At 73.1% G+C, this 23,786-nt stretch carries 31 protein-coding genes; 16 read left to right on the plus strand and 15 right to left on the minus strand.

Going from position 1 to position 23,786, the window contains the following annotated elements:
- Positions 1-38 precede the first annotated feature (38 nt).
- Entirely contained in the window at positions 39-269 is a 231-nt protein-coding gene (locus HP550_RS10830) for a hypothetical protein (RefSeq protein ID WP_235522455.1), read from the plus strand.
- Here HP550_RS10830 and HP550_RS10835 read toward each other — a convergent pair.
- From HP550_RS10835 to HP550_RS10845, 3 genes are read right to left on the minus strand one after another with little or no spacing between them, the layout of a single operon-like run.
- Entirely contained in the window at positions 266-622 is a 357-nt protein-coding gene (locus HP550_RS10835; protein WP_175347685.1) for a DUF2277 domain-containing protein, read from the minus strand. The genes HP550_RS10830 and HP550_RS10835 overlap by 4 nt on opposite strands.
- A gap of 11 nt (positions 623-633) precedes the next feature.
- Positions 634-1,239, minus strand: a complete 606-nt coding sequence (locus HP550_RS10840) for a methylated-DNA--[protein]-cysteine S-methyltransferase (RefSeq protein WP_175347686.1) — start codon at positions 1,237-1,239, stop codon at positions 634-636.
- Positions 1,236-1,712, minus strand: a complete 477-nt coding sequence (locus HP550_RS10845; RefSeq protein WP_343048116.1) for an RNA polymerase sigma factor — start codon at positions 1,710-1,712, stop codon at positions 1,236-1,238. Before HP550_RS10845 ends, HP550_RS10840 begins: the two co-directional genes overlap by 4 nt.
- A 62-nt stretch (positions 1,713-1,774) precedes the next feature.
- On the opposite strand from HP550_RS10845, the gene HP550_RS10850 reads away from it, so the two are divergent.
- From HP550_RS10850 to HP550_RS10880, 7 genes are all read left to right on the plus strand, one after another.
- Positions 1,775-2,755 (plus strand): pirin family protein, encoded by a 981-nt coding sequence (locus HP550_RS10850; protein WP_175347688.1) that lies wholly within the window; start codon positions 1,775-1,777, stop codon positions 2,753-2,755.
- Positions 2,752-3,237, plus strand: coding sequence for a YbaK/EbsC family protein (locus HP550_RS10855; protein WP_425484440.1), 486 nt, complete (start codon positions 2,752-2,754; stop codon positions 3,235-3,237). Before HP550_RS10850 ends, HP550_RS10855 begins: the two co-directional genes overlap by 4 nt.
- 46 nt (positions 3,238-3,283) lie before the next feature.
- Positions 3,284-4,957, plus strand: a complete 1,674-nt coding sequence (locus HP550_RS10860) for an FAD-dependent oxidoreductase (protein ID WP_175347689.1) — start codon at positions 3,284-3,286, stop codon at positions 4,955-4,957.
- Entirely contained in the window at positions 4,954-6,453 is a 1,500-nt protein-coding gene (locus tag HP550_RS10865; protein ID WP_343048117.1) for an ATP-binding protein, read from the plus strand. The genes HP550_RS10860 and HP550_RS10865 overlap by 4 nt, the downstream gene beginning before the upstream one ends.
- Positions 6,450-6,794 (plus strand): UBP-type zinc finger domain-containing protein, encoded by a 345-nt coding sequence (locus tag HP550_RS10870; RefSeq protein ID WP_175347690.1) that lies wholly within the window; start codon positions 6,450-6,452, stop codon positions 6,792-6,794. Before HP550_RS10865 ends, HP550_RS10870 begins: the two co-directional genes overlap by 4 nt.
- A 143-nt stretch (positions 6,795-6,937) precedes the next feature.
- Positions 6,938-7,948, plus strand: a complete 1,011-nt coding sequence (locus HP550_RS10875) for an ANTAR domain-containing protein (RefSeq protein ID WP_175347691.1) — start codon at positions 6,938-6,940, stop codon at positions 7,946-7,948.
- A 12-nt stretch (positions 7,949-7,960) separates the two neighbouring features.
- Positions 7,961-9,859 carry a SpoIIE family protein phosphatase gene (locus tag HP550_RS10880; protein WP_175347692.1) on the plus strand — a complete coding sequence of 633 codons (1,899 nt, stop codon included), beginning with the start codon at positions 7,961-7,963 and terminating at the stop codon, positions 9,857-9,859.
- A gap of 9 nt (positions 9,860-9,868) precedes the next feature.
- Here the strand turns inward: HP550_RS10880 and HP550_RS10885 are convergent, their stop codons facing one another.
- Positions 9,869-10,609, minus strand: coding sequence for an anti-sigma factor family protein (locus tag HP550_RS10885; protein WP_175347693.1), 741 nt, complete (start codon positions 10,607-10,609; stop codon positions 9,869-9,871).
- Positions 10,606-11,112: a sigma-70 family RNA polymerase sigma factor gene (locus tag HP550_RS10890; protein WP_343048118.1), complete on the minus strand. Its 507-nt coding sequence runs from the start codon at positions 11,110-11,112 to the stop codon at positions 10,606-10,608. The genes HP550_RS10885 and HP550_RS10890 overlap by 4 nt, the downstream gene beginning before the upstream one ends.
- 153 nt (positions 11,113-11,265) lie before the next feature.
- Between HP550_RS10890 and HP550_RS10895 the strand changes: the two genes are divergently transcribed.
- Positions 11,266-11,775, plus strand: coding sequence for a COG4315 family predicted lipoprotein (locus HP550_RS10895; protein WP_343048119.1), 510 nt, complete (start codon positions 11,266-11,268; stop codon positions 11,773-11,775).
- 91 nt (positions 11,776-11,866) lie between these two features.
- Here the strand turns inward: HP550_RS10895 and HP550_RS10900 are convergent, their stop codons facing one another.
- The gene (locus HP550_RS10900) at positions 11,867-12,265 is read right to left on the minus strand and encodes a VOC family protein (protein WP_175347694.1); all 399 of its coding nucleotides are present in this window, start codon (positions 12,263-12,265) and stop codon (positions 11,867-11,869) included.
- 168 nt (positions 12,266-12,433) lie between these two features.
- Here HP550_RS10900 and HP550_RS10905 point away from each other — a divergent pair, with 168 nt between their 5' ends.
- Positions 12,434-13,000 (plus strand): DUF6529 family protein, encoded by a 567-nt coding sequence (locus HP550_RS10905; RefSeq protein WP_343048120.1) that lies wholly within the window; start codon positions 12,434-12,436, stop codon positions 12,998-13,000.
- A gap of 1 nt (position 13,001) precedes the next feature.
- Positions 13,002-13,457: a Rieske (2Fe-2S) protein gene (locus HP550_RS10910; RefSeq protein WP_175347695.1), complete on the plus strand. Its 456-nt coding sequence runs from the start codon at positions 13,002-13,004 to the stop codon at positions 13,455-13,457.
- Between the two features lie 114 nt (positions 13,458-13,571).
- Here the strand turns inward: HP550_RS10910 and HP550_RS10915 are convergent, their stop codons facing one another.
- Both HP550_RS10915 and HP550_RS10920 read right to left on the minus strand, forming a co-directional pair.
- A complete protein-coding gene (locus tag HP550_RS10915; RefSeq protein WP_175347696.1) occupies positions 13,572-13,781 on the minus strand; it encodes a dodecin family protein in 210 nt (69 codons plus the stop codon).
- Between the two features lie 101 nt (positions 13,782-13,882).
- Positions 13,883-14,866 carry an endonuclease/exonuclease/phosphatase family protein gene (locus tag HP550_RS10920; RefSeq protein ID WP_175347697.1) on the minus strand — a complete coding sequence of 328 codons (984 nt, stop codon included), beginning with the start codon at positions 14,864-14,866 and terminating at the stop codon, positions 13,883-13,885.
- Positions 14,867-14,994: 128 nt separating this feature from the next.
- On the opposite strand from HP550_RS10920, the gene HP550_RS10925 reads away from it, so the two are divergent.
- A complete protein-coding gene (locus tag HP550_RS10925; protein ID WP_175347698.1) occupies positions 14,995-15,471 on the plus strand; it encodes a PPOX class F420-dependent oxidoreductase in 477 nt (158 codons plus the stop codon).
- A gap of 7 nt (positions 15,472-15,478) precedes the next feature.
- On the opposite strand, the gene HP550_RS10930 is transcribed toward HP550_RS10925, so the two are convergent.
- The 7 genes from HP550_RS10930 to HP550_RS10960 form a co-directional block, all read right to left on the minus strand.
- Entirely contained in the window at positions 15,479-16,219 is a 741-nt protein-coding gene (locus tag HP550_RS10930) for a glycosyltransferase (RefSeq protein WP_175347699.1), read from the minus strand.
- Positions 16,216-16,725, minus strand: a complete 510-nt coding sequence (locus tag HP550_RS10935; protein WP_343048121.1) for a DUF2238 domain-containing protein — start codon at positions 16,723-16,725, stop codon at positions 16,216-16,218. Before HP550_RS10935 ends, HP550_RS10930 begins: the two co-directional genes overlap by 4 nt.
- Positions 16,726-16,802: 77 nt before the next feature.
- Positions 16,803-17,999, minus strand: a complete 1,197-nt coding sequence (locus HP550_RS10940; RefSeq protein WP_175347701.1) for a zinc-dependent alcohol dehydrogenase — start codon at positions 17,997-17,999, stop codon at positions 16,803-16,805.
- A gap of 37 nt (positions 18,000-18,036) precedes the next feature.
- Positions 18,037-18,264: a CDGSH iron-sulfur domain-containing protein gene (locus HP550_RS10945; protein ID WP_175347702.1), complete on the minus strand. Its 228-nt coding sequence runs from the start codon at positions 18,262-18,264 to the stop codon at positions 18,037-18,039.
- The gene (locus tag HP550_RS10950) at positions 18,261-19,232 is read right to left on the minus strand and encodes an iron-containing redox enzyme family protein (protein WP_343048122.1); all 972 of its coding nucleotides are present in this window, start codon (positions 19,230-19,232) and stop codon (positions 18,261-18,263) included. The genes HP550_RS10945 and HP550_RS10950 overlap by 4 nt, the downstream gene beginning before the upstream one ends.
- A gap of 237 nt (positions 19,233-19,469) precedes the next feature.
- Positions 19,470-19,910: an Hsp20/alpha crystallin family protein gene (locus tag HP550_RS10955; protein WP_175347704.1), complete on the minus strand. Its 441-nt coding sequence runs from the start codon at positions 19,908-19,910 to the stop codon at positions 19,470-19,472.
- A 157-nt stretch (positions 19,911-20,067) separates the two neighbouring features.
- Positions 20,068-20,589: a hypothetical protein gene (locus HP550_RS10960; protein ID WP_175347705.1), complete on the minus strand. Its 522-nt coding sequence runs from the start codon at positions 20,587-20,589 to the stop codon at positions 20,068-20,070.
- A gap of 374 nt (positions 20,590-20,963) precedes the next feature.
- Between HP550_RS10960 and HP550_RS10965 the strand changes: the two genes are divergently transcribed.
- From HP550_RS10965 to HP550_RS10980, 4 genes are all read left to right on the plus strand, one after another.
- Positions 20,964-21,614 carry a hypothetical protein gene (locus HP550_RS10965; RefSeq protein WP_175347706.1) on the plus strand — a complete coding sequence of 217 codons (651 nt, stop codon included), beginning with the start codon at positions 20,964-20,966 and terminating at the stop codon, positions 21,612-21,614.
- Positions 21,611-22,021: a phage holin family protein gene (locus HP550_RS10970; protein WP_175347707.1), complete on the plus strand. Its 411-nt coding sequence runs from the start codon at positions 21,611-21,613 to the stop codon at positions 22,019-22,021. The genes HP550_RS10965 and HP550_RS10970 overlap by 4 nt, the downstream gene beginning before the upstream one ends.
- Positions 22,018-22,623: a DUF3618 domain-containing protein gene (locus HP550_RS10975; RefSeq protein WP_175347708.1), complete on the plus strand. Its 606-nt coding sequence runs from the start codon at positions 22,018-22,020 to the stop codon at positions 22,621-22,623. The genes HP550_RS10970 and HP550_RS10975 overlap by 4 nt, the downstream gene beginning before the upstream one ends.
- 77 nt (positions 22,624-22,700) lie before the next feature.
- Entirely contained in the window at positions 22,701-23,783 is a 1,083-nt protein-coding gene (locus tag HP550_RS10980; RefSeq protein WP_175347709.1) for a YihY/virulence factor BrkB family protein, read from the plus strand.
- Positions 23,784-23,786: the final 3 nt, after the last annotated feature.

Consider the following 23,786-nt stretch of genomic DNA (forward strand, 5'->3'; position numbering starts at 1 on the left):
GGGCTGTGACCGACCCCGTCGAAGCCGTCAGCGCGGAGATGCGCCACGCCAAGGTCCGCGCCGCCACCGACCACACCACGGTCGGGCAGGTGATCACCACGGACGACGGGCGCGTCACCATCGCGTGCGCGTGCGGCATGGAGCTGACCAACGGCCCCACGTGGTCGCTCGACGAGCACATCCGCCTGCACCGCGCCGAGGCCCGCTTCCTGGCGCTCGCCGCGGTCGCCCCGCAGGGCATCCCGCGACTGGTGCGCTGGCCGCTCTAGACCCTCGCGTGGACGTGCTCGTCCGCGTCGTCGTCCTCGTGCTCGTGCTCGTGGGGCAGCCCGAGCTCGTGCGCCCGCTCGTGGGCCTCCCGCGCGGCGATCCGCGCCTGCACGTCGGCCCGGCGCAGCGGCGGGACGGTGGTCGGCGGCTGGCGGCGCTGCGGCAGCTCGGCGAGCAGGCGGGCGGTGATCGCGGCGACCTCCCGGACGGCGGCCTCGAACGGCTCGCGCGTGGCGTCGCTGAGCGACTGGACCCCCGTCACCTTGCGGACGTACTGCCGCGCGGCGGCCTCGATCTCCTCCGAGGTGGCGGGTGGCTCGAGCCCTCGGAGCGTGGTGATGTTCCGGCACATGCTGATCGAGATTACGCCGCCACCCCGACACGCGTCTCGAGGTCGAGGAGCGTCAGCTTGGCCGCCGCACCGCCCGCGTACTGCCCGGGCGAGCCGTCGGAGCGCACCACGCGGTGGCACGGGAGCACCACGGGCAGCGGGTTGAGGGCGCACGCGGTGCCGACCGCCCGCACCGCCCGCGGGCTCCCCGCCAGGCCGGCCATCTCCGCGTAGCTCGCGGTGTGCCCGTACGCGATGTCGGGCAGGTGCAGGACGACGTCACGCCGGAAGCCACGCGGCAGCTGCAGGTCCAGCGGCAGGTCGAAGGTCGTGCGCCGACCGGCGAAGTACTCGTCGAGCTGCCGTGCCACGTCGTCCAGCTGCCTCGGCGCCTCGAGCACGCGGGGGCTCACCGCGGAGGCGAGCGCGGCGAGCACCGCGTCGTGGTCCTGGACCGCGAACGCCACGCGCACGAGCCCAGCCGGCGTCCGCGCCAGGAGCAGCCGGCCGACCGGGGTCTCGACGGTGCGGTAGGCGACGTCCAGCAGGCCGTCCGCGGCGGCGCGCGCCGCGAGCTCCCCGTGCAGACGTGTCAGGGTGTCCGCGTCCACGGACGGGAACAGGTCGTCGTCGGTCATCGCTCCTCCTGGTCGATCGCGGGGTAGGTGCGTCGCAGGGTCGCGACGCCGTCGGCGGCGGCTCGCCGGGCGGCCGCGGCGGTCCCCCCGACGAGTGCCGCGACGTCGTCGTAGGGCAGGCCGCCGAGGTGGTGGTAAGCCAGGACGGTCCGCTGCTTCGTCGGCAGGGCAGCCACGGCCGACCAGAGGTCGAGGTCCCGGCCGGCCACCTCGACCGGCCGGTCGGGTACCTCGGCCACCGGAAGCGCGTGCCGCGATGCCCGGCGCACCACGTCGATCGCCTTGCGGTGCGCGATCGTGACGAGCCACGCCTCGACGTTGGCGTCGGCAGGCAGGTCGGGATAGGCCCGCAGTGCGGCGAGGAAGGTCTCCGACCAGGCGTCGTCGGCGTCGACGGGACCGACCACCGCGCGGCACACGCGCAGGACGGTGGCACCGTGCACGCTCACCACGCGGTCGAAAGGTTCCTTCACGCTCACAGTGTGCAGACGTGCCAGGACCCCCGCGTGTGAGGTTCGACTTTTACAGTGGGCCCATGACGAACCTCGAGGTGCGGCCGGTGCCCGAGCTTTGCGACCTGGTGCCGTCCCACGGGCCGGTGGTCGAGCTCCTCGAGGCGCGGGACGTCCCCCTCGGCGGAGTCCGGGCCATGCGCGTCCGGCGGACGCTCCCCCAGCGGGCGCTCCCCATGGTCGGGGCCTGGTGCTTCCTCGACGAGTTCGGGCCGCAGAACGTCGACATGAGGGTGCTCCCGCACCCGCACACCGGCCTCCAGACCGTCACCTGGCCGGTGGCGGGCCAGATCCTGCACCGGGACAGCGTGGGCTCGGAGGTCGTCGTCCGGCCCGGGCAGCTCAACCTGATGACGGCCGGGCGGGGCGTCTCACACTCCGAGTTCTCGCTGGGCGAGCAGCCGCTGCTGCACGCGGTCCAGCTGTGGGTGGCGCTGCCCGACGGGCTCGCCGACGGCGCGGCCGGGTTCGAGCAGGTCAGCGACCTTCCCGTCTGGGAGGTCCCCCGGGCGCGGGCGACGGTGTTCGTCGGCCAGCTCGACGGCACGCGGTCGTCGGCTCACGTCCACACGCCGCTGCTCGGGGCCGAGCTCGCGCTGGATCCTGGCGCCGACGTCGAGGTGCCCCTGGTCCCCGGGTTCGAGCACGCCGTGCTCCTGCTCGACGGCACCGTTGAGGTGGCCGGGACGCCGCACACCAGCAGCGGCCTGCTCTACCTCGGCGACGGACGGGAGTCCGTGCGGGTCCGATCCCACGACGGCGCACGTCTCCTGCTGCTGGGCGGCGCACCCTTCGCGCACGACCTCGTGATGTGGTGGAACTTCGTCGGCCGCACGCACGCGGACATCGCCCAGGCGCGCGCCGACTGGGAGTCCGCCGACCGCGGCGCGCGCTTCGGGGTGGTCGCCGGTCACGACGGTGCGCGCATCCCCGCGCCCGAGCTGCCCAACATTCGTCTTCAGCCCCGCCGCCGTCTCCCCCGCACCCCGAAGGAGCACCCGTGACCGACCTGTCCCACCTGCCGACCCGGTCCCGCCTGGTGGCCAACGCGCTCGCCGACGCCGGGGTGGTCGGCAGCGTCGTCGCGCTGCCCGACTCCGCCCGCACCGCCGCCGAGGCCGCGGCAGCGCTGGGGATCGAGGTCGGTGCGATCGCCAACAGCCTGGTCTTCTGGGCCGACGAGCGACCGCTGCTGGTGCTGACCAGCGGGCGGCACCGCGTGGACACCGCAGCGCTGGCCCGGCAGCTGAACCGCTCGCACGTCGGCCGCGCGACGCCCGAGCAGGTGCGGGCGGCCACCGGCCAGGCGATCGGCGGCGTCGCGCCGCTCGGTCACCCGCAGCGGATCGAGACGGTCGTGGACGTGGCGCTGGCGGAGTATCCCCAGGTCTGGGCGGCCGGCGGGACGCCGCACACGGTGTTCCCCACGACGTTCGACGAGCTGGTCCGGATCACCGGCGGCGCCGCACTGGTGGTGGGCGACTGACCGGCCGACCGCACCGCAGCACACTGGGCACGACGAAGGGAACCGCGTGGAAGCCACCTCGACCCGCAAGCCGGCGCTCCTGACCGTGGACGACGACCCGGCGGTCAGCCGCTCCGTGGCTCGTGACCTGCGGCGGCGCTACGGCGACGCGTACCGCGTGGTGCGCGCCGACTCCGGCCCGCTCGCGCTGGACGCCCTGCGCGATCTCAAGCTCCGCGGAGACCAGGTGGCCGTGCTGCTCGCCGACCACCGGATGCCGGAGATGACGGGCATCGAGTTCCTCGAGCAGGCGATGGACATCTACCCCCAGGCGCGCCGCGTGCTGCTGACCGCCTACGCGGACACCGACGTCGCGATCGACGCCGTCAACGTGGTGGACCTGGACCACTACCTCCTCAAGCCCTGGGACCCGCCGGAGGAGAAGTTCTACCCGGTGATCGACGCGCAGCTCGAGGCGTGGAACGCGAACCCGCCGAGGAGCGTCGCCGAGACGAAGGTGGTCGGGCACCGCTGGTCGGCGCGCTCGTCGGAGGTCCGCGAGTTCCTCGCCCGCAACCAGGTGCCCTACCGCTGGTACTCCTCGGACTCCCCTGAGGGGAAGCGGCTGCTGGACGTGGCGGGCGCCGACGAGAGTGCGCTGCCGGTCCTGGTGACCACGGAGGGCACGGTCCTGGTCTGTCCGACCGACGGCGAGATCGCGGCGCAGGTCGGCCTCGCGGTGAGCCCCGCGGAACGCTTCTACGACCTCGTCGTCATCGGCGGCGGCCCCGCCGGCCTCAGCGCGGCGCTGTACGGGGCGTCGGAAGGACTGCGGACCGCGCTCGTCGAGCGGAGCGCGACCGGCGGCCAGGCCGGCCAGAGCTCGCGCATCGAGAACTACCTCGGGTTCCCCGACGGCGTGTCCGGGGCGCAGCTGACGGACCGCGCACGCCGGCAGGCGCTGAAGTTCGGCGCGGAGATCGTGATGACCCGGGACGCGATCGGGCTCGAGGTCAAGGGCGCGGCCCGGTCGGTGCGGTTCGACGACGGCACCTCGGTGGAGGCCCACACGGTGATCGTGGCGAGCGGGGTGGCCTACCGCGAGCTCGACGGACCCGGCATCGGCGCCCTGACCGGCCGAGGCGTCTACTACGGGTCCGCCCTCACCGAGGCGACGGCCTGCGAGAACCAGGACATCTACGTGGTCGGCGGCGCCAACTCGGCGGGTCAGGCGGCCATGTACCTGTCCCGGCACGCCCGCTCGGTGACGCTCGTCGTCCGGTCGGCGTCGCTCTCGCTGTCCATGTCCTCCTACCTGGTCGAGCAGGTCGAGGCGAACGAGCGGATCCGGGTGCGGACGCAGAGCGAGGTCGTCGAGGCCGTCGGGGACGACCACCTCGAGCAGATCGTGCTCCGGGACACGGTGACCGGGCACAAGGAATCTGTGCACACCGGTTGGTTGTTCGTGTTCATCGGGGCCGCTCCCCTGACCACGTGGCTCGACGGCACCGTCACCCGGGACGAGCACGGCTTCGTGTGCGCAGGCCACGATCTGCTGGTCGAGGGCAAGGTGCCGTCCTCGTGGCCGCTGGACCGACCCCCGTACCACCTGGAGACCAGCGTCCCCGGGGTCTTCGCGGCCGGCGACGTGCGCGCCGAGTCCGCCAAGCGTGTGGCGTCCGCCGTGGGCGAGGGCGCCATGGCCGTGATGCTCGTCCACCGTTACCTGGAGCAGCTGTGACCACCACGCAACCGACCACTGCACCGATCGCCCCGATCACTCGCACGCAGCTGGCGTGCGACATCGACGAGCTGCGCACCCTCTTCCTGTTCGAGCACCTCAGCGACGAGCAGCTGCTGTGGCTGTGCTCGCACGGGCACGTGGAGCTCATCGACCCGGGCGTGCTGTACCGCGAGGGCGATCCGGCGACGGACTTCTACGTGCTGCTCGAGGGCTCGCTGGCCATGTACCGCCGCGTGGGGGTCGACGACGTCGAGATCGCCCGGACGAGCCAGGTGGGCGTCTACGCGGGCGCGTGGGCGGCATACCTGGGTGAGCGGGTGCCCCAGACCTACTCGCAGACGCTCCGTGTGCTCGAGCCGTCCCGATACTACGTGCTCGCCGCCGCCGACTTCGCCTCGTTCATGGACGACTGGTTCCCCATGGCGGTCCACCTGCTCGAGGGCCTCTTCTTCGGCCAGCAGAGCTCTCAGGCGGCCACCGGCCAGCGCGAGCGGCTGCTGGCGCTGGGCTCGTTGTCGGCAGGTCTCACGCACGAGCTGAACAACCCCGCGGCCGCTGCGACGCGGGCGACGGCGACCCTGCGCGAGCGCGTCGCGGGGATGCGGCACAAGCTCGCGATGCTCGCGTCCGGGATCTACGACCGGGAGCAGCTCGAGCAGATCATCCACCTCCAGGAGAAGGCCGTGAAGGCGCTGGCCCGCCAGCGCGCGTCGGAGGTCGTCCCGACGGCCCTGGAGGTGTCCGACCTCGAGGACGCCCTGGGCGAGTGGTTCGACGACCACGACATCGCCGGGGGCTGGGACCTCGCCCCGAACTTCGTGGCGGCGGGGCTGGGCACCGAGTGGCTCGACGGCGTCGCCTCCTGGGTGGGTCCCGAGGTGCTCGAGGGTGCCGTGCGGTGGCTCTCGTACACGCTCGAGACCGAGTCGCTGATGAACGAGGTCGAGGACGCCACCGGGCGGATCTCCGCGCTCGTCGGCGCGGCGAAGCAGTACTCCCAGATCGGTCGGGCGCCCGACCAGACGGCGGACGTGCACGAGCTGCTGGACAGCACGGTGATCATGCTCGAGCGGCAGCTGGGCGACGGCATCACCGTCGTCAAGGACTACGACCGCACCCTGCCGCCCATCCACGTGTTCGCGGCCGAGCTCAACCAGGTGTGGACGAACCTCATCGACAACGCCGCGCAAGCGATGGACGGTCCGACGGGCAGGAAGGGCACGCTGACCCTGACCACGCGCCGCGTCGACGACTGGCTCGAGGTGGAGGTCGCGGACACCGGACCGGGCATCCCCGACGGCGTCGTCGACCGGATCTTCGAGCCCTTCTTCACCACCAAGCCGGTGGGCTCCGGGACGGGTCTCGGGCTCGACATCTCCTGGCGGATCGTGGTGGGCAAGCACCACGGCGACCTGTCGGTCACCTCCGAGCCGGGCGACACCCGCTTCCGCGTGCGGCTCCCCTACACCTCGACGGAAGGACCCACCCCGTGACCGAGACGACGATCGACCCGACCGTCCCCCCGAGCGGGACCGGCTGCGTCGAGTGCGACGCCACCGACGGCTGGTGGTTCCACCTGCGCCGCTGCGCCACGTGCGGTCACGTGGGCTGCTGCGACACCTCGCCGTCCCAGCACGCGACGGCGCACTTCCGGGAGACGGGTCATCCCGTGATGCGCACCTTCGAGCCCGGCGAGGACTGGTTCTGGTCCTACCCGACGGACGACTACACGGACGGCCCCGCGCTCGCCGCGCCCGAGCACCGTCCGCTGGAGCAGACCGTGCCGGGCCCGGCGGGCCGCGTCCCCGACGACTGGCGGCGGCGCCTGCACTGACCTGCTCGACGGGCTGCGTCGCGGATCCTGGCATACGCTGCGGGACGCTGGCGGACCTCCGTGTCCGGCCCGCGCAGCGGGTTCAGCAAGGAGCCCACGTCCACAGCTCCCGCCCCGACCGCCGGGGCTCTGCGGAGGACCTCGTGCCCACTACCCACACCACCCCAGCGCAGGTCGGTCGGTTCAGCTACACAGCGCCCACCGGGCGGTGGACGTGGTCCGACGGGATGTTCCGCATCCACGGGATGTCCCCGGGTGACGTGGTGCCGACGCTCGCGCTCATGTCGCGGCACATCCACCAGGAAGACCGCGGTCGCGTTCTGGACGCCCTCGGCCAGTGTGGCGTCGACGGTGCACCGTTCGGCTGCCAGTACCGCCTGCTCGACCTCGGCGGTGCCGAGCGGTCCGTCACCCTGACCGGGGCCGGCGACACGGGCGAGGGCGACCTGCGGACCGTCACGGGCTTCCTGGTGGACGTCACCGCGTCCCAGCGGGACGTGGTGGCGCACCGCGTGAACGAGGAGCTCACGCAGGCGCTGCGTTCGCACGCGGTGATCGACCAGGCCAAGGGTGCCTTCATGCTCGGCTACGGCATCGACGGGGACGCGGCGTTCGAGCTGCTGCGCTGGGGCTCGCAGCAACGCAACGTCCGTCTGCTCACCCTGGCGGAGCGCATCGTCGCGGCGGTCGAGGTGGGCGGTGGGCTCGGCTCGGACACCCGACAGCGGCTCGACGACTTCTTCTTCGCCAGCCTCGCCGAGAGCGCGCCCGAACCCGCGCAGCTGCGTCCGAGCCCGAGCCTCGAGGTCACGTTCGACACCGCCGGGGACGTCCCCCGGGTCGTCGTCGGGGGCCCGGTCGACCTGGCGACTGCCCACCAGCTGACCGCTGCGGTCACGCAGCTGATGATCGCGGCCCGGGGGGCCGGCGCCATGGTCGTCGACCTGCGGGCCGTGACGCACCTCGGGTCCATCGGTGTCTCGGCTCTGACCGCCGCCCACCGGCGAAGTGCGTCCGCAGGTGTGAGGATGCGTATCGTGCTCTCCCCCGGGACCAGCCTCGGTCTGGCCGGAGCGCACGGTCTGGACGTGATCAGCGCACCCGCCGAGGACGGCGCTGCGCCGGAGCACCGCCGGGTGACCGCGACGAGCTGAGGAGAAGAGCCGATGGCGCCCGACGGATACGTCGACAAGGACGCCGTGCTCTCCTCCTTCGACGCCTCGCCCGGCGTCCAGCTGGTGGTCCGCGCCCCGGACCTGCGCATCGTCGCGGCGAACCGGGGGGCCCGCGAGGCGTTCCAGCGCGGCTCCCTGCTCGACGTCAGCCTGCGCGACCTGCGCGACCCGGGACTCCAGGCGGTCGTCGCGGCGCTCATCGAGGCGGTGCACGACGGGGAGCCGTTCCGCGACGAGCAGGTCCCGGTGGTGGCCGACTGGTCCGACCCGGCGTCGGGAATCTGGCTCGACCTGACGGTGACGCCCTGGCGTGACGAGCACGGCACCGTGCAGGGCGCCGTCGCCGCGGGGATCGACATCACCACGGCCGTCCGCGCCGCGACCCTCGAGAGCACGGGCGCAGCGACCGCCGACCGTCGCCTTGCGCGGGCCCGCGAGGTCGTGCTGCGGCTCCAGGGCGCGTTGCTGCCCTCCACGGTCCCCCTCCTCCCCCGGGTCGACGTCGCGGCGTCGTACCTGGTGGCTGGGCTGGAGCAGGCGGCCGGCGGCGACTGGTTCGACTCGGCGACGCTCCCCGACGGGCGGGTGTCCCTGACGGTCGGTGACGTGGTGGGGCACGGCGTCGAGGCGTCCGCGATCATGAGCCAGCTCCGGGCGGTGCTCGCCGCACGGCTGCTCGAGGGTGCCGGGATCCTGAGCGCTCTGCAGGCCGTCGAGGCGTACGCGGGTCGCGTCTCGGGTGCCTTCGCGGCCACCCTGTGCGTCGCGCTGCTGGACCCGCACACCGGCGACCTCGAGTACTCCACCCGCGGCCACCCCGCGCCCCTGGTGGTCGGTCCCGAGGGCGCGCGCCTGCTGCCGACCACCGGGGACGGTCCGCTCGGGTCGCGCACCGAGGGCCGGGTCGCCACCGCGAACCTGCGGGACGGCGAAGCGATCATCCTGTTCACCGACGGGCTCGTCGAGAACACCCACAGACCGCTGCTCGACGGGCTCACCGTGCTCGAGCGCACTGCGTTCGACGCCTACCTCGACCCCGCGGGCGGTGACTCGGTGGCCAGTCGCATCTGCCAGGTGGTGCCCCGGGTCCTGACCGACGACGGCTTCACCGACGACGTCACCGTGCTCGCCGCGCACCGCCGGCGGGCCCCGGAGCCGCTCGACCTGAGCATGGAGGCAGATCCCCGCCGGCTGGCGCAGGTGCGTGCCGCGGTCGACGCCTGGGGCCTCGGCGTAGGACTCGGGTCGCGCGACCGCGCCGGTCTGGTGCTGGGCGTGAGCGAGGTGATGGCCAACGCCGTCGAGCACGCCTACCGAGGCTCGTCGTCGACGGGCACGGTGGAGCTGCACGCGACCATCCGGGACGACGCGGTGATCGAGGTCGTCGTGCGGGACCACGGGGTGTGGCGGGAGCCCGACCGTGACCCGGGCGAGCGCGGGCGCGGGTTCAGCATGATGGCGTCCGCCGGTCTCCAGGTGGACGTCGTTACCGGTGACGACGGCACCACGGTGACCCTCGAGCTCCCGGCTCGTCGGCCGGCGCCCGTGGACCAGGCCGACGCCGTCGCGGACACGGCCCGGCTGTCTGCCGAACCCCTCGTGATCGACTCCGACCCGCACGTGGCGCACGTCGTGCACGTCCGTGGGGCGGTCGACCACCGGGCGGCAGCGGCGCAGGTCGAGGCCGAGATCCTGCGGCGGTCGCGCAACGGACTCGTGCCGGTGACCGTCGACCTGGGGGGCGTCGTCCACCTGGGCAGTGCCGGGGTGCGTGTCCTCGAGTCGCTGCTCCAGACGACCGACCACCTCCAGGTGGTCGCACCACCGGGGACGCCGGCGGCGCAGACGCTCGACGTGGCGGGCACGCCGTTCCGCCCGACCCTGCCCTGACGCCCCGCGTCAGGTCTGCGCGGCCGCCACGGGCGCGTCGGTGCCCTGCACGCGGATCTCGACGCGCTCGATCGTGCCCGTGGGGATGCTCGACGACGCCCCGAGCCCGCGCGCTCCGGTGCTCCGCGCCCGCCAGGTAGCCACCACGGTGCGCGCGCCGTCCTCGTCCACGAGCACCAGCTCGTAGGTCACGTCCGAGCCGTACGGCCCGGGGTCGGCGGGGTACCGGCACTCCCAGTCGATGCGGGTGCCCCAGCCCTTCTCCTGGAGCGTGAGGTCCGCGGACACGGCCACGGTCCCGACGGGCTCCAGCTCCAGGGCGGTGACCTGGCCGGACGACGTCGGTGACGGCGACGACGACGCGACCGGTGCCCCGGTGCCCACCGGCCGGCCGAGCAGCACGCCGGCGATCCCGCCGAGCAGCAGCAGCGCGGCCGCGGCACCGACCAGCGCGGCGGTGCGGCGCCGACGGCCGCGGTGCGCCGCCCGCGCGAGCGTGGCCAGCTCGACGACGTCGGCATCCGGGGGGACGCCCAGGGCGGCGGCCTCGTCGGCCGGGACCATCCGGAGCAGCCCCGGGAGGCCCGCCAGGTCGGCGACCGCCGACCGGCACGCGTCGCAGGTGCGCAGGTGGTCCTCGAAGACGCGCCGGTCCTCCGGGTCGAGGGACCCGAGGACGTACGCGGCGTCCCAGTCGCGGAACGGGTCCTCGCCCGGGCCGTACCGCTCGTCGGCGTCCCGGCCGGTCATGCGGTCACTCCCCTCTCCTGGAGCGCGAGCCGGAGCGCGCGCAGCGCGTAGTGCAGCCGGGACTTGACCGTGCCCTCGGGGATCTCGTGCTCGGTCGCCAGCTCCGCCACGGAACGACCCCGGTAGTACGCGCCGACGACGACAGCACGGTGCTCGGGCGTCAGCTGCTCCAGCGCGTCCGCCACCAGCCAGCTGTCGAGCACGGCCTGCGACCCGTCGGGCTGGATCGAGTCCGGCGTCTGGTCGGTCGTGCGCTCCCGCACGTGCCGCGCGCTCCGGCGGTCGTCGATGACGAGGTTGCGCACCACCGTGTAGAGCCACGCGCGCGTCGCGTCCTGCTCGCGGGCCAGCACCTCGGGGTGCTTCCACGCCCGCACCATCGCCTCCTGGACGACGTCCTGCGCGAGCGCGTGGTCGCCGGTGAGCCGCACGACGTAGTGCTGGAGGGGGCGTGCGTAGGCCTCGTGGAGCGCGCGCATGAGCGCGTCGGGTTCCTCGGCCACCACGCCTCCCTCCCCGCCGTCGTTGCGTCCTACCCCGACAACGATGCACCCGGTCCCGAGGTTCACCGAGCGGTGAACCTGCGCGCGGTCGGTCTCGTGGTCCCAGGTAGCAGGTCCCGGGGGCGGGGCCGGCACCGACCAGAGGAGATCACCGTGCGAAGGACGATCCTGTTCTCGATCACCGCGCTCGTGGCTGCGGCCACCCTGACCGCCTGCGGAGGCTCCGACGACGACACGCCGGCGGCCGCGGACGACACCCCCAGCGCCGAGGAGACCATGGCCGAGGAGACCCCCGCCGCTGACGCGGGATCGACCGACCTCGCGACGGCCGAGACGTCGCTGGGCACCGTCGTCGTCGACGGCGACGGCATGACCGCGTACTACTTCCTCAAGGACACCAAGGACTCCGGGGCCAGCGCGTGCTCGGGCGACTGCGCGACCGCGTGGCCCGCCATCACCACGGAGTCCGACACCCCGACGGTCACGGGCGTGACCGGTGAGGTCGGCACGATCACCGGGACCGACGGCGCCAAGCAGATCACCATCGACGGTCGGCCCATCTACACGTTCGCGCAGGACACCGCGCCGGGCGACGTCCTGGGTCAGGGTGTCAACGAGGTCTGGTACGTGATCGCGCCGGACGGCTCCGAGATCGACGACTGACGAGGGCCGGCGAGGGCTCCGAGGGCTGGCGACGACACAGACAGCGGGCGGCGGTCGTCGCGGCCGCCGCCCGGTGCCCCGCCGCGGCCCCTCAGCCCGCGGCGCTCCGCGGGTCCGTCTCGACGTTGAGGACGTTCCCGTCGGGGTCGGCGAACCAGGCGGCCCGCATGGTGCCGTCCGACAGCACCCCGTCGGTCCACGTGGCCTCGCCCGGCAGGTCGAAGGTCTGGAACTCCACCCCGGCGGCACGCAGCGAGGCCACCTCGGCGTCGAACGCGTCGCCCGAGAGCTGGAACGAGATCGCGGTGGCCTTGTTCGTCCTGGCGTACGCGGACGTGTACACCAGGAACCCGCCGTTGGACGTGCGGTAGACGACGCCGTCCGGCACGTCTCCCTCGCTGGTGAAGCCCAGCGTGCCCTCGTAGAACGCGCGGGCCCGGTCCATGTCGGTGACGGCGAGCACGGGTATGGCGGCGTGGTCGGCGAGCATTGGTCCTCCCGTGCGGGCCCACCGTCCGTCGGCGGGCCGACACCCCGACGCTAGGACCGTGGCGGACATGCGTCCAGGGGGCCTGCACATCCGTGCAGAACCTCACCCGCTCGGTCGGGCCGGCCCGGGGGCTACCGCTCGGCACCCTCAGGGCACCACCATCGACAGGTGAGCACCGAGGCGTCCGCCGGCGGCCTGCCGGCGCAGTGGGGTCTGGCCGCGCTGGGCGCGGTCGGGCTGGCCGTCGCCGCCGCGCTCGCCGGCTACGCCCAGGTGCATCCCGGTGACGGCGCCGCCCTCACCACGCTCGGGTTCAGCGGCATGCTCCAGATGAAGTCGTGGCTCACCACGGCGGCCACGGTGCTGGTCGTGGTGCAGCTCGTGTCCGCCCTGGCGATGTGGGGCCGCCTGCCCGGCGTGCGCGACGCTCCCCGCTGGGTGACTCCGCTGCACCGCTGGTCGGGCACCGTCGCGTTCCTGCTCACCCTGCCCGTGGTCTTCCACTGCGTGTGGTCGCTCGGGTTCGAGGACGAGCCCGCACGGGTGCTCGTGCACTCGCTGGCGGGATGCGCGTTCTACGGCGTGTTCGCCGCCAAGATGCTCGCGCTGCGGCTGCGTCGCCTGCCCTCGGCCACCGTCCCGGTCCTGGGCGGCCTGCTGGCCGTCGTCCTCGTCGTCGTCTGGTTCAGCTCGGCGCTCTGGTTCTTCGGCCAGTCCGGGTACGCGAGCTACTGACATGGGCGCACCGGAGGTCGGTCGGCGGGCGGTGCTCGAGGGCACGGGTGTCGCTCTCGCGGCCGGCGTCGTGGGCTACGTGGGGTTCGCGACGCTGGGCCCGGCTCCTGGCGCCGACGACGACGCGGGGTACGAACCCGACGACGGGACCTCGCAGGACGACGGTGACTCGCACCGCCTGGCGGCGCTCGACGACATCCCGGACGGCGGCGGCATCGTGATCGCCGACGAGAAGCTCGTCCTGACGCGCGACGGCGACACGGTCCGGTGCTTCTCGGCCGTGTGCACCCACCAGGGCTGCCTCGTCGGCGGGGTGCGGGACGGCGAGATCCGGTGCCCGTGCCACGGCAGCGCCTTCGACGCCGCGACGGGCGCGGTGGTGCAGGGACCGGCCACCGAACCGCTCGAGGCCGAGGAGATCGAGGTCACCGACCAGGGCGAGGTGCTGCGCGCATGAGGTCGTTCTGGGCGCGCCTGCCCACGCTCGTGTGGATCGCGGGCGCTGCGCTCACCGTGGGCGCACTGCTCGCCGCCCTGCGGGGCTGACCTCCGTCGGTGCCCCGGGATCCCCTCAGTCGTCCAGGACGAACGTGACCTCGAGGACCACCTGGTAGGCGGTGATCTTCCCGTCCGAGACCTCGACCTTCTGGTCCTTGACCCAGGCGCCCTGCACGTTGCGCAGCGTGGTCGACGCCCGCTCGATGCCACCGCGGACGGCGTCCTCGAAGCTCGTGTCGGAACGGGCACTGATGTGCGTGATGCTGGCGACGGTCGTGGACATGGGGTCTCCTCGTCGAGTCCGTGTGCGGACTCCCAGCCTTCACCCGCCCGACCAGCACCGCAACGGCAGCGCGGTGCCGGCCGAGCCGACGGGCGTGGCGCCTAGACGAACTGGAACGTGCCGACCACCGGCGCGTGGTCAGACTCGGGGAACTTGAGGTCGACCGCGAACGCCGCCGACTCGTCGTGCAGGAGCTCGTTGTGGATCTCCGAGCCGCGGTAGTGCGCCAGCAGGTTCCGGGTGATCAGCATGTGGTCGAGCATCTCGCCGTGCCCCTGGTGGTACAGGGTGAAGCGTGCGGACTCGGGCACGGTCTGCTCGATCGGGACCAGCACGCGCGAGACGAGGGCGGGGTTGCCGGTGTTCTCCACGTCGCCCCGGACGGCCGTGACGGAGACCTCGTCGGGCGCGGCGTTGAAGTCGCCGGCGACGACGATCTGGGCGTCCGGGTCGTCGTCGAGGATCCGGTCGATCAGGCGGCGGGTCTCGAGGGCCTGGGCCATCCGCTTCATCGAGGACAGGAAGCTGCCCTCCGCCCACCCGTCGGCGGTGCGCCAGGTGAAGGCGTTGACGCGCTGCCCGGGGATGTCCGTGGGGATCTTGGACTTCCAGTGCACGTTGATGACGTGCAGGGTCGAGCCGTCGGGCAGGGTGATCTCCACGTGCAGGATCGGCCGCTCGATGCCGATCTCCACCGCCGCGGCATCGGGCGGGATCGCGCTGAGCCGCCGGTACTCCACGGGGGCGACGAGGTCGTTGCGCAGCTGCTCCACGCGCGTGACGGGCAGGTGCGTGACGACGACCAGGTTGCGTTGGTCGTAGACGGGGCCCCCCTGCACCCGCGTGCTCGTCATGGGCGCCCCCTGCAACGGTGTCTCCCGGAGCAGCTCGGCCAGCGCCAGCAGCGCGCGCGGCTGGCCGGGACGCTCTTGCCCGTGGACCTCCTGGAAGCACGCCACGTCGGCGCGCAGCCGCAGGATCTGGGGACGCATCAGGGCGATCCGCTCAGGCAGCGTCGGGAGCTCACCTGGCGCGGTCTCGTCCAGGTTCTCCAGGTTGAACGTCGCGATCCGCAGCTCGACCATCGCAGCCCCCCGGCGAGTGCGCAGCGCAGCCGGTGCCACGCCGCACCACTGCCAGGATGCTCTCGTCTCGGCCGCAGCGGAAGCCCTTCCACGGGCGACGGTCCGCCGGGGCTCCTAGCGTGGGGGGCATGCCCCGGACCGTCGCCACCACCCGCACCGTCGACCTGACCCAGCTCCTCGACTTCGTCCGCGACCGGCACAGCTTCGTGCTCGTCACCACGCGCGCCGACGGACGACCCCAGGTCTCCCCGGTCACCGGTGGCGTCGACGACCGGGGCCGCCTCGTGATCTCCACGTATCCCGGCAGGGCGAAGGCCGTCAACGCCGAGCGGGAGCCGGCGGTGAGCGTCTGCGTCCTGTCCGACGACTTCGGCGGCGCCTGGGTGCAGGTGGACGGCGACGCCGAGGTGCTGCACATGCCGGAGGCCGAGGACGCGCTCGTCGACTACTACCGGTGCATCGCCGGCGAGCATCCCGACTGGGGCGAGTACCGCGCCGCGATGCGTGTGCAGGGCAAGTCCCTGATCCGGATCACTCCCACCCGCTGGGGGCCGGTCGCCACGGGCGGCTTCCCTGCGGACGTCGCCGCCCGACTGGACGGGTGAGCGCGGATCACCGCGCGAGGCGGGTCCGCCAGCGGTACCAGGGGGGCGCCACCTGCCAGTTGAGCCGCAGCGTCCGCCAGGCCCGGTCGAACCGCCGCACCCGCTGCGCGTGGCCCCGCAACGATCGGGCGGACACGCCCACCCGCAGCGCGGGGTCGAAGCGGATCCGTCGTCCGGGTCCGAGCGCGAAGGCGAGGTCGAGGTCGTCGTGCACCTCCGGGTCGTCCCGGCTGACCAGCGTGCGGACCGCGAGCCAGGTCGACCGGCGGATCGCCATCGACGACCCCCACAGCGTGGTGTGGCCGAGCGCGAGGTGCGCCAGCAGGTAGTAGGAGCCGAGGTAGGCACCGCTGACCGGTCGGCGCACCCAGGACGGCAGGTCGAAGAACTCGCCCGAGCCGGTCACGGCGTCCAGGTCCGGGTGCTCCGCCATGCACGTCGCGATCCGCTCGACCCAGTCCGGGTCGGGACGCGAGTCGGCGTCGAGCCGAGCGATCACGTCGCCGTCGACGTCGTCGTACCCGGTGGCCGCTGCCGAGGGGATGCCGATCCGGAGCTCCGAGACGACGCGAGCCCCCCACGCCACCGCCACCGCGGCGGTCTCGTCCGTCGAGCCGTTGTCCACCACGAGGACCTCCCGGGGCGCGACCGTCTGGCGGGCCAGGAGCGCGAGGCACTCAGCCAGGGCGATCGCGTCGTCGCGCGCGGGGATGACCACGGAGACCGTCGGGAGCACACGTCGGGTCACGACCGCCTCGCCAGCACGACGGCCGCGACGACGCTGCCCACGAGCCCGGCGGCGAGGTCGCCGATCGTGTCCGCATAGCCGACGTAGATGCGCGGGTCCAGGAACGTGTGCCCCGCCCACTCGCCAACTTCCCACAGCACTGCCGCCGTGGCACCGAGCCCGGTCACCAGGACGATCCGGTCCGGCGCAGCCGCGGGTTCGGCGACCACCCGCCAGCGCACCAGCGCGAGAAGTGCCATCACCGCGACGAGGCCCGTGGCGACCGCGTGGACCGCGAGGTCGAGCCAGTCCACCGCGGCGTACCACTCCAGCTGCGCGGACCACGCGGCGAACAGGAGCGTCGAGCAGTACGCGACGTCCAGCCCGGCCGGCGCGCCGATCGCACGTGGGACCAGCGTCCCCCCGAGGACGAGGAGGAACAGCGCGCACGCGACGAGCCCTGCGCGCCAGGTGCCGACGACGACGCTCGCCACCGCCAGCGCCCGGACCACGTCACCGGCGACCACCAGCGATGCTGCTCGTCCTGCGCGCGCCCCGGACACGGGATGCCGTCGTCCACCGTCCGCGATCCCCACGTGAGCGCTCAGGCCGCGGTCGGGTCGAGCACGACCTTGATGCACCCGTCGGCCTTCTTCTGGAACATCTCGTAGGCCTCCGGGGCCGTCTCGAGCGACACCCGGTGGGTCCGCAGATCGAGGACGCCCAGGGGGTCCGCGGCGTCCGACACGAGGGGCAGCAGGTCGTCGATCCAGCGCTTGACGTTCGCCTGCCCCATCCGCAGCGTGAGTCCCTTGTCGAACAGCTGCATCATCGAGATCGGGTCCGCCGCTCCGCCGTAGACGCCGACGATCGAGACCGTGCCGCCGCGCCGGACCACGTCGAACGCGGTCTGCAGGGCGGCCAGCCGGTCGACGCCGGCCTTCTCGATCATGGTTGCCGCCAACCGGTCCGGCAGGATCCCGGCCAGACGCTGCGCCCCCGCGGCGACCGGCGACCCGTGCGCCTCCATGCCGACGGCGTCGATCGCGGAGTCGACCCCCCGTCCGCCGGTCAGCGCACGGACCGCGTCGGTGACGTCGTCGACCTCGCTGACGTCCAGGACGTCGATCCCGTGCCGCTTGGCCATCTGCAGCCGCTCGGGGACGAGGTCGAGGCCGATCACGCGGGTGGCCCCGCGGTGAGCCGCGATGCGTGCAGCCATCTGCCCGATCGGACCGAGCCCCACGACGGCGACCGTGCCTCCGGCGGGGACGGCGGCGTACTCGACCGCCTGCCATGCCGTGGGCAGCACGTCCGACAAGAACAGGTACCTCTCGTCGGGACTGCCGTCGTCGGGGACCACGACGGGCCCGAACTGCGCCTGCGGCACCCGCAGGTACTCCGCCTGCCCGCCCGGGACCTGCCCGTAGAGCTTGCTGAACCCGAACAGCGACGCGCCCGTTCCCTGCGAGCGGACCTGCGTGGTCTCGCACTGCGCGAACAGCCCCCGGGAACACATCCAGCACGTGCCGCAGGAGATGTTGAACGGGACCACCACCCGGTCCCCCGGTCGGAGCGGGCCGGCGCCCGAGCCGACCTCCTCCACCACGCCCATCGCCTCGTGGCCGAGCACGTCGCCGGCGTCGAGGTACATGCCGAGGACGGCGTACAGGTGCAGGTCGGAACCGCAGATCGCGGTCGACGTGACACGGACGATCGCGTCGGTGGGCTCGATGATGCGGGGGTCCGGCACGGTCTCCACGCTCACCTTCTCGCGGCCTTGCCAGGTCAGTGCGCGCATGTCAGTTCCTCGGTCTTCTGCTGAGGGATGGTGTCGGTCAGGGTGCGGTGAAACCGATGGCCTTGTGCGTGCCGTCGCAGTAGGGCTTGATCGCGGACGCGCCGCAGCGGCAGAGCGCGACGGTCGAGCGTCGGCGAGGGATCGCCCGGCCGCTGTCGTCCACGAGGGTCACGTCGCCCCGGACGAGGATCGGTCCGTCCGGGCACGCCACGATCGACGGCGTCCGGACGGGCCGGCGGTCGCTCGGGCGGTCGTCGGTGGTCATGCGGTCCGCAGCGAGGAGACGCCGGCGCCCCAGGCGGACAGCAGGTGCTCGCCCACGACCTCGTCCAGGTAGAGGCAGGTCGCCGCACCGAACAGGACGTCGTGCAGCAGCTCCGGCTCCTGCTGGACCAGCGCCCCTGCCAGGTCGCGCCCGGCGATCTGCTCGTGCACGGCGTCCGCCTCGACGTGCTCGTCGAAGTACTCGGTCGTGTCCTGGCCGAACCCGTGGCGGCGGAACCCGTCGCCGTAGAGCCGGTTGGGCAGGGAGGACGTCATCTCGAAGGCGGCGAGGTGCCCCGCGGTCGCTCCGCGCCAGCGGCGGTGCAGCCCGAACAGGGACATCACGTTCACGCCGGCCAGGGTGACCGCGGGGATCTGCTCGATGTAGGCGCCGTACTCCGCGTCCAGGGCCGCGCCCCGCATGGTCCGCGCGAACAGCTCGCAGTGCATCCGCTCGGGGTCGCCGCCGCCGTACTCGTCGGCCTGGATCTCCACCAGCGCGGCCTTCGGGCGTCCGACGAGTCGCGGGATCGCCCACGTGTGGGGGTCCGCCTCCTTCAGCTGGTAGACCGACCGCTGCACCAGGAGCTCGCGGACCTGCTCCAGGGTCGCGCGCTTGGCCACGTACCGCGCCACGCTGGGCCCGGGGGTCGGCGCGGTCAGCGCGAACAGCGCTTCGGCGACCGCCGCGCGCGCGGGTGCGACGCCCTCGGGGACCGCCACGCGGTCGGACAGGTGCTGCTCGAGCGCGAGCTCGATGAGGCGCCGCGCAGCCAGGAGGTCCGGCGACCACTCCCAGTCGTCGTCGACGCCCTCGAAGCCCCGGTAGAAGAGCTCGTACATGACGTAGAGCGTCAGCTGGACGTCGTCGTCGGCCAGGAGGTCGACGGAGTGCTCCAGCGCACGCCTGGTCAGCGGCGCCAGGTCGCCGACCTCGCCGCCGACGGGTGAGCTCAGGACCTCGGTCACGGCACGACTGAGCGGCCCCCGCGGGCTGGGTAGTTTCACGAGTGGTCCTTGTCGACGCGAGCGTCCCTCCACCCGGACCCTGGAGCGGAAGACGCCTACGACCAGCCTCACACGTGCTGCCGCTGCCGCAACCGGACGCAGCGGCTGGCGGCGGGGGCGCGGGGCCCGGCTCGCCCGCACAGGGCGTGCCACCTCCCGTCGGTGCTCTCGCGGCCGCAGCGCCCCCGCCGCGACCCGTCAGGCTCCCGCGTCGCTCCCCGACGTGATCCGGGCGGCATCGCCGGCGTGCTGCACCTCGATGCGCCGCGGCTTGGCCTCCTCCGCCACGGGGATGCTCAGGGTGAGCACGCCGTCCGAGTACGTGGCCGAGATCGCGTCGAGCGAGAGGCCGCGTCCCACGGTGAGCTGCCGCGCGTAGGTGCCGACCGGGCGTTCCTTGGCCAGCCACTGCACGTCCTGCTCCGCCCGCGCCGTGCGCTGGGCGCGGATCGTCAGCGTGCGGTCCTCGACGTTCACGTCGATGGTGCCGGGGTCGGCCCCGGGCAGGTCCACGTGCAGCACGTAGTGGTCGCCCGACCGGTACAGGTCCATGGGCATCGTCGCCGACGCCCGCTCCGCCGTCAGGGCCTGGGCGAACAACCGGTCGAACTCCTGGAACGGGTCGAATCGCGTAGCCATGACCCCACCTCCTCTGCGTCGAGGGCGCCGGACCGTCCGGGCCCAGGGTGTCGTCCGACCCCGTGGCCGGACTGGCTACAGCAGAAGGAATAGCACTCGCACCCCGAGAGTGCCAGCGAGGGGACAGTGGTGTTCGCGCGCGGCGAACGGACTCTCGTCAGGCGTCGCGCACGTCGTGCACGCCGGCCGCGACACGGTCGCGCGCCACCGTGGCGAGCCGCTCCAGCAGCTCGATCTGCACGAGCCCACGGCGGTCCAGCTCCTCGAACCGTCCGCGCTCCAGGCCCAGCGCGTCGCTCCAGGACGCGAGCGAGTCCCAGAGGCCCCGCTTGGCGTTGACGCCGCCTCGGAGCAGCTCGAGCTCGAGCAGGGCAGACAGCGGCGAGGCCGAGGTGAGCCGCCCGTTGGTCTTCAGTCGTCCGACGCGCTCGCCTGCGGCCGCGCCCACGGACTTCCACCGGCTCAGCCGCACCCCGAGACCCTCCGCAAGATCGAGCAGCACCGTGCGCTCCCGCTCCAGCTCCTCGGCGAACCCGCCGATCGGACCGCCGAGCGGTGTCTCGCCGTACGTCCGGGCCATCCGTCGTGACCTCGCGATCGCACCCGTCGCGCCGGCGACGTGGTCGCTGAGGTAGATCCTCAGCAGCCTGTGGTCGATGTCGACGCGTGGCGGTGCCATCGGTCCTCCTCGGGGTAGCGCCCTGGGCGGCGATGGACGTCGACGGTATCGGCCGGAGCGTGACGCGCAACCGGGAGCCGAGACGGATGACTCGGGTGGCGAGCGCGGCACGGCGGGCTTAGCGTCCGAGGAGCCGGATCGACATCGGCACCCCGTCACCCGGGACAAGCAGCGTCTCCGGGGCATGGCACGGGCCGTGGGCACAGGAGCGCAGGCCCGCGCACACGCTGCATCGCGGTCTGCCGCGATCGGCCTGACCCATGCAGACGGTCGCGCGGCAGAAATCTGCGCCCCCTCACCCCCGCTCGGATCGGTTGCGCCCGGCCACGTCGCCGGGCACGCCGCCGTCCGACGACTCGAGACGAGACCGCACCATGACTGACGACTACACCAGCAGCTATCCCCTCCCCGAGAACGGGAGCACCGCGGACACCGCCAAGGAGCAGGCCAGCACGCTCAAGGCGAAGGCCGCCGACGCCGGCGGGCACCTGCTCGACGACGCGAAGGGTGAGGCCGCGGCCGTCACCCAAGAGGCCCGGCGCCAGCTGGGCGACCTGTGGTCCCAGGCGCGCACCGAGGTGACCGGACAGGCCTCCACCCAGCAGTCCCGCCTCGCCGGAGGACTGACGTCGGTCGGCGGGCAGCTGTCGCAGATGGCGTCCGCCCCGGCCGAGCAGAACCTGGCCACCGACCTGGTGCGCGAGGTGGGCGACAAGGTGGACTCGCTCGGGCGCTGGCTCGAGAGCCACGGCCCCGACGAGGTGCTGGATGAGGTCCGCAGCTTCGCCCGTCGCCGTCCAGGCACGTTCCTGCTCGTCGCCGCCGGCGCGGGCGTCGTCCTGGGCCGACTCACCCGCGGACTCAAGGATGCCCCGCCCGCCGCACCGACCCCGGCGCCGGTGCGCACGTCCGTGACCGAGCCCCTGCCCGTCACGGCGTACTCGGACCCCGTCGAGGAGCGTCCCCGCTTCACCGACGAGCTCGCGACGCCCGTGCCGAGCACGACCGCGTGGGACCAGCGATGACCGACCCGATCGGCGCTCCCCCGCGCCAGTCCGTCGGCGACCTGCTCGGCGACGTCACGCGCGACCTCTCGACCCTCCTGCACCAGGAGGTCGAGCTGGCCAAGGCGGAGATCCGCCAGTCCGCGAAGGCGGCGACCAAGGGCGGCTCGATGTTCGCGGGCGCCGCTGTGGCCGGCCACTTCGTCCTGCTGTTCCTGTCGGTCGCCCTGTGGTGGGCCCTCGGCGACGCGATGGACTCCTGGGCGTGGTCCGCCGTGATCGTCGCGGTCCTGTGGGCGATCGTCGCCGCCGTCCTGGCCGCACGCGGTCGCGCCGAGACCAAGCGCGTCGCCGGTCTGCCGCAGACCGCCGACACCGTCAAGAAGATCCCGAACGCCCTGCAAGGTCACGAGGAGAAGAACGCATGAGCACCGACCCGGATCAGATCCGCGAGGACATCGAGCGCACCCGTGCCGAGCTCAGCTCGGACGTGGACGCCCTGACCGACAAGGTCAGCCCCACCCAGGTCGCCCAGCGACAGGCCGACAAGGTCCGCTCCGCGGTCTCGGACGTCAAGGACCGCGTCATGGGCGGCGTCTCCAGCGGCGCCGACTCGGCGGGCCACGCGGCCTCCCACGTCGGCGACGCCGCGTCCCAGCTGCCGCACGCCGCCAAGGACAAGGCCCGCGGCAACCCGCTCGCCGCCGGGCTGGTCGCGTTCGGCGCGGGCTGGCTGATCTCGTCCCTGCTGCCCAGCACGCGCCAGGAGCAGCAGCTGGCGCAGTCCGCCAAGGAGCAGGCGGCGCCGTTGGTGCAGGAGGCCAAGGACGCCGCGCAGGGCATCGCGGACACCCTGCGCGAGCCTGCGCAGGAGGCCGCAGCCGCGGTCAAGGACCGCGCCACCGAGGCCGGTTCGACGCTGCGCGACGAGGGCAGGTCAGCCGTGGACGACCTGCGCACGGAGGCCACCGACGCGGCGGACGCCGTGAAGGGCGCCCACGCCGCCGACGACACCCCGCGCGGCTACTAGGGACCCGCGCGACGGGGTACAGCGTGGTACCCCGTCGCGCGCACCCGGCCCGTCAGCACCCATCGGAGGCCATGGCGATGACCACGCACGACACCACCAGCACGACGAGCACCGAGAAGGCCGCGGCACCCGCGCCGGAGGACCAGCGCAAGCCCGACTCTCCCGGCGACATCACGAAGCGCTCCTGGCTCTACGTGCTGCGCAAGACCCTGCGCGAGTTCGGCAAGGACCAGTGCACCGACCTTGCCGCGGCACTCACGTACTACGCCGTCCTCGCGATCGCCCCGGCCCTGCTGGCCGTCATCTCGATCCTCGGCCTCGTCGGGGACCCGCAGACGATGGTCGCGGACGTGCTGAAGATCGCCGGGGACGTGGGGGTGAGCTCCGTCGACGACACCCTGAAGCCGATCCTCACGCAGCTCACCGAGGCACCGGCCGCCGGGTTCGCGCTCGTCCTCGGGCTCGTGCTGGCCCTCTGGTCGGCCTCCGGGTACGTCGCCGCGCTCAGCCGGGGCATGAACCGTGTGTACGAGATCGACGAGGGCCGGCCGATCTGGAAGCTCCGCCCCACTCTCCTGCTCGTCACGGTGATCCTCGTGGTCATCGCCGTGGTGATCGTGACGGCGGTCGTGCTCTCCGGCGACGTGGCCCGGTCGGTGGGGTCCGCCATCGGGTTGAGCGGCGTCACGGTCACCGTCTGGAACGTCGTGAAGTGGCCGGTCATCGTGGCGCTGGTGGTCGTGGCGATCGCGATCCTCTACTACGCGACGCCGAACGTGCGGCAGCCGAAGTTCCGCTGGATCAGCCTCGGCGCGATCGTCGCGCTCGTCGTGTGGGTGCTCGCGTCGCTGGGGTTCGGGTTCTACGTGGCGAGCTTCGGCAGCTACGACAAGACGTACGGCTCCCTGGCGGGCGTGATCGTGTTCCTGCTCTGGCTCTGGATCACCAACCTGGCCCTGCTCTTCGGGGCCGAGCTGGACGCGGAGATCGAGCGCGGTCGGCAGCTCCAGGGCGGCATCGAGGCCGAGAAGACCATCCAGCTCCCGCCGCGCGACACCCGTGCGAGCGAGAAGAAGCAGGCCAAGCAGGAGGAGGACGTGCGGCTCGGTCGCGCTCTGCGCCAGTCGCGCGGCGCCGACACCCAGGACGACGACGCCTGACGA

The organism is Cellulomonas humilata, from assembly GCF_013359775.1.
Classification (GTDB): Bacteria; Actinomycetota; Actinomycetes; order Actinomycetales; family Cellulomonadaceae; genus Cellulomonas; species Cellulomonas humilata.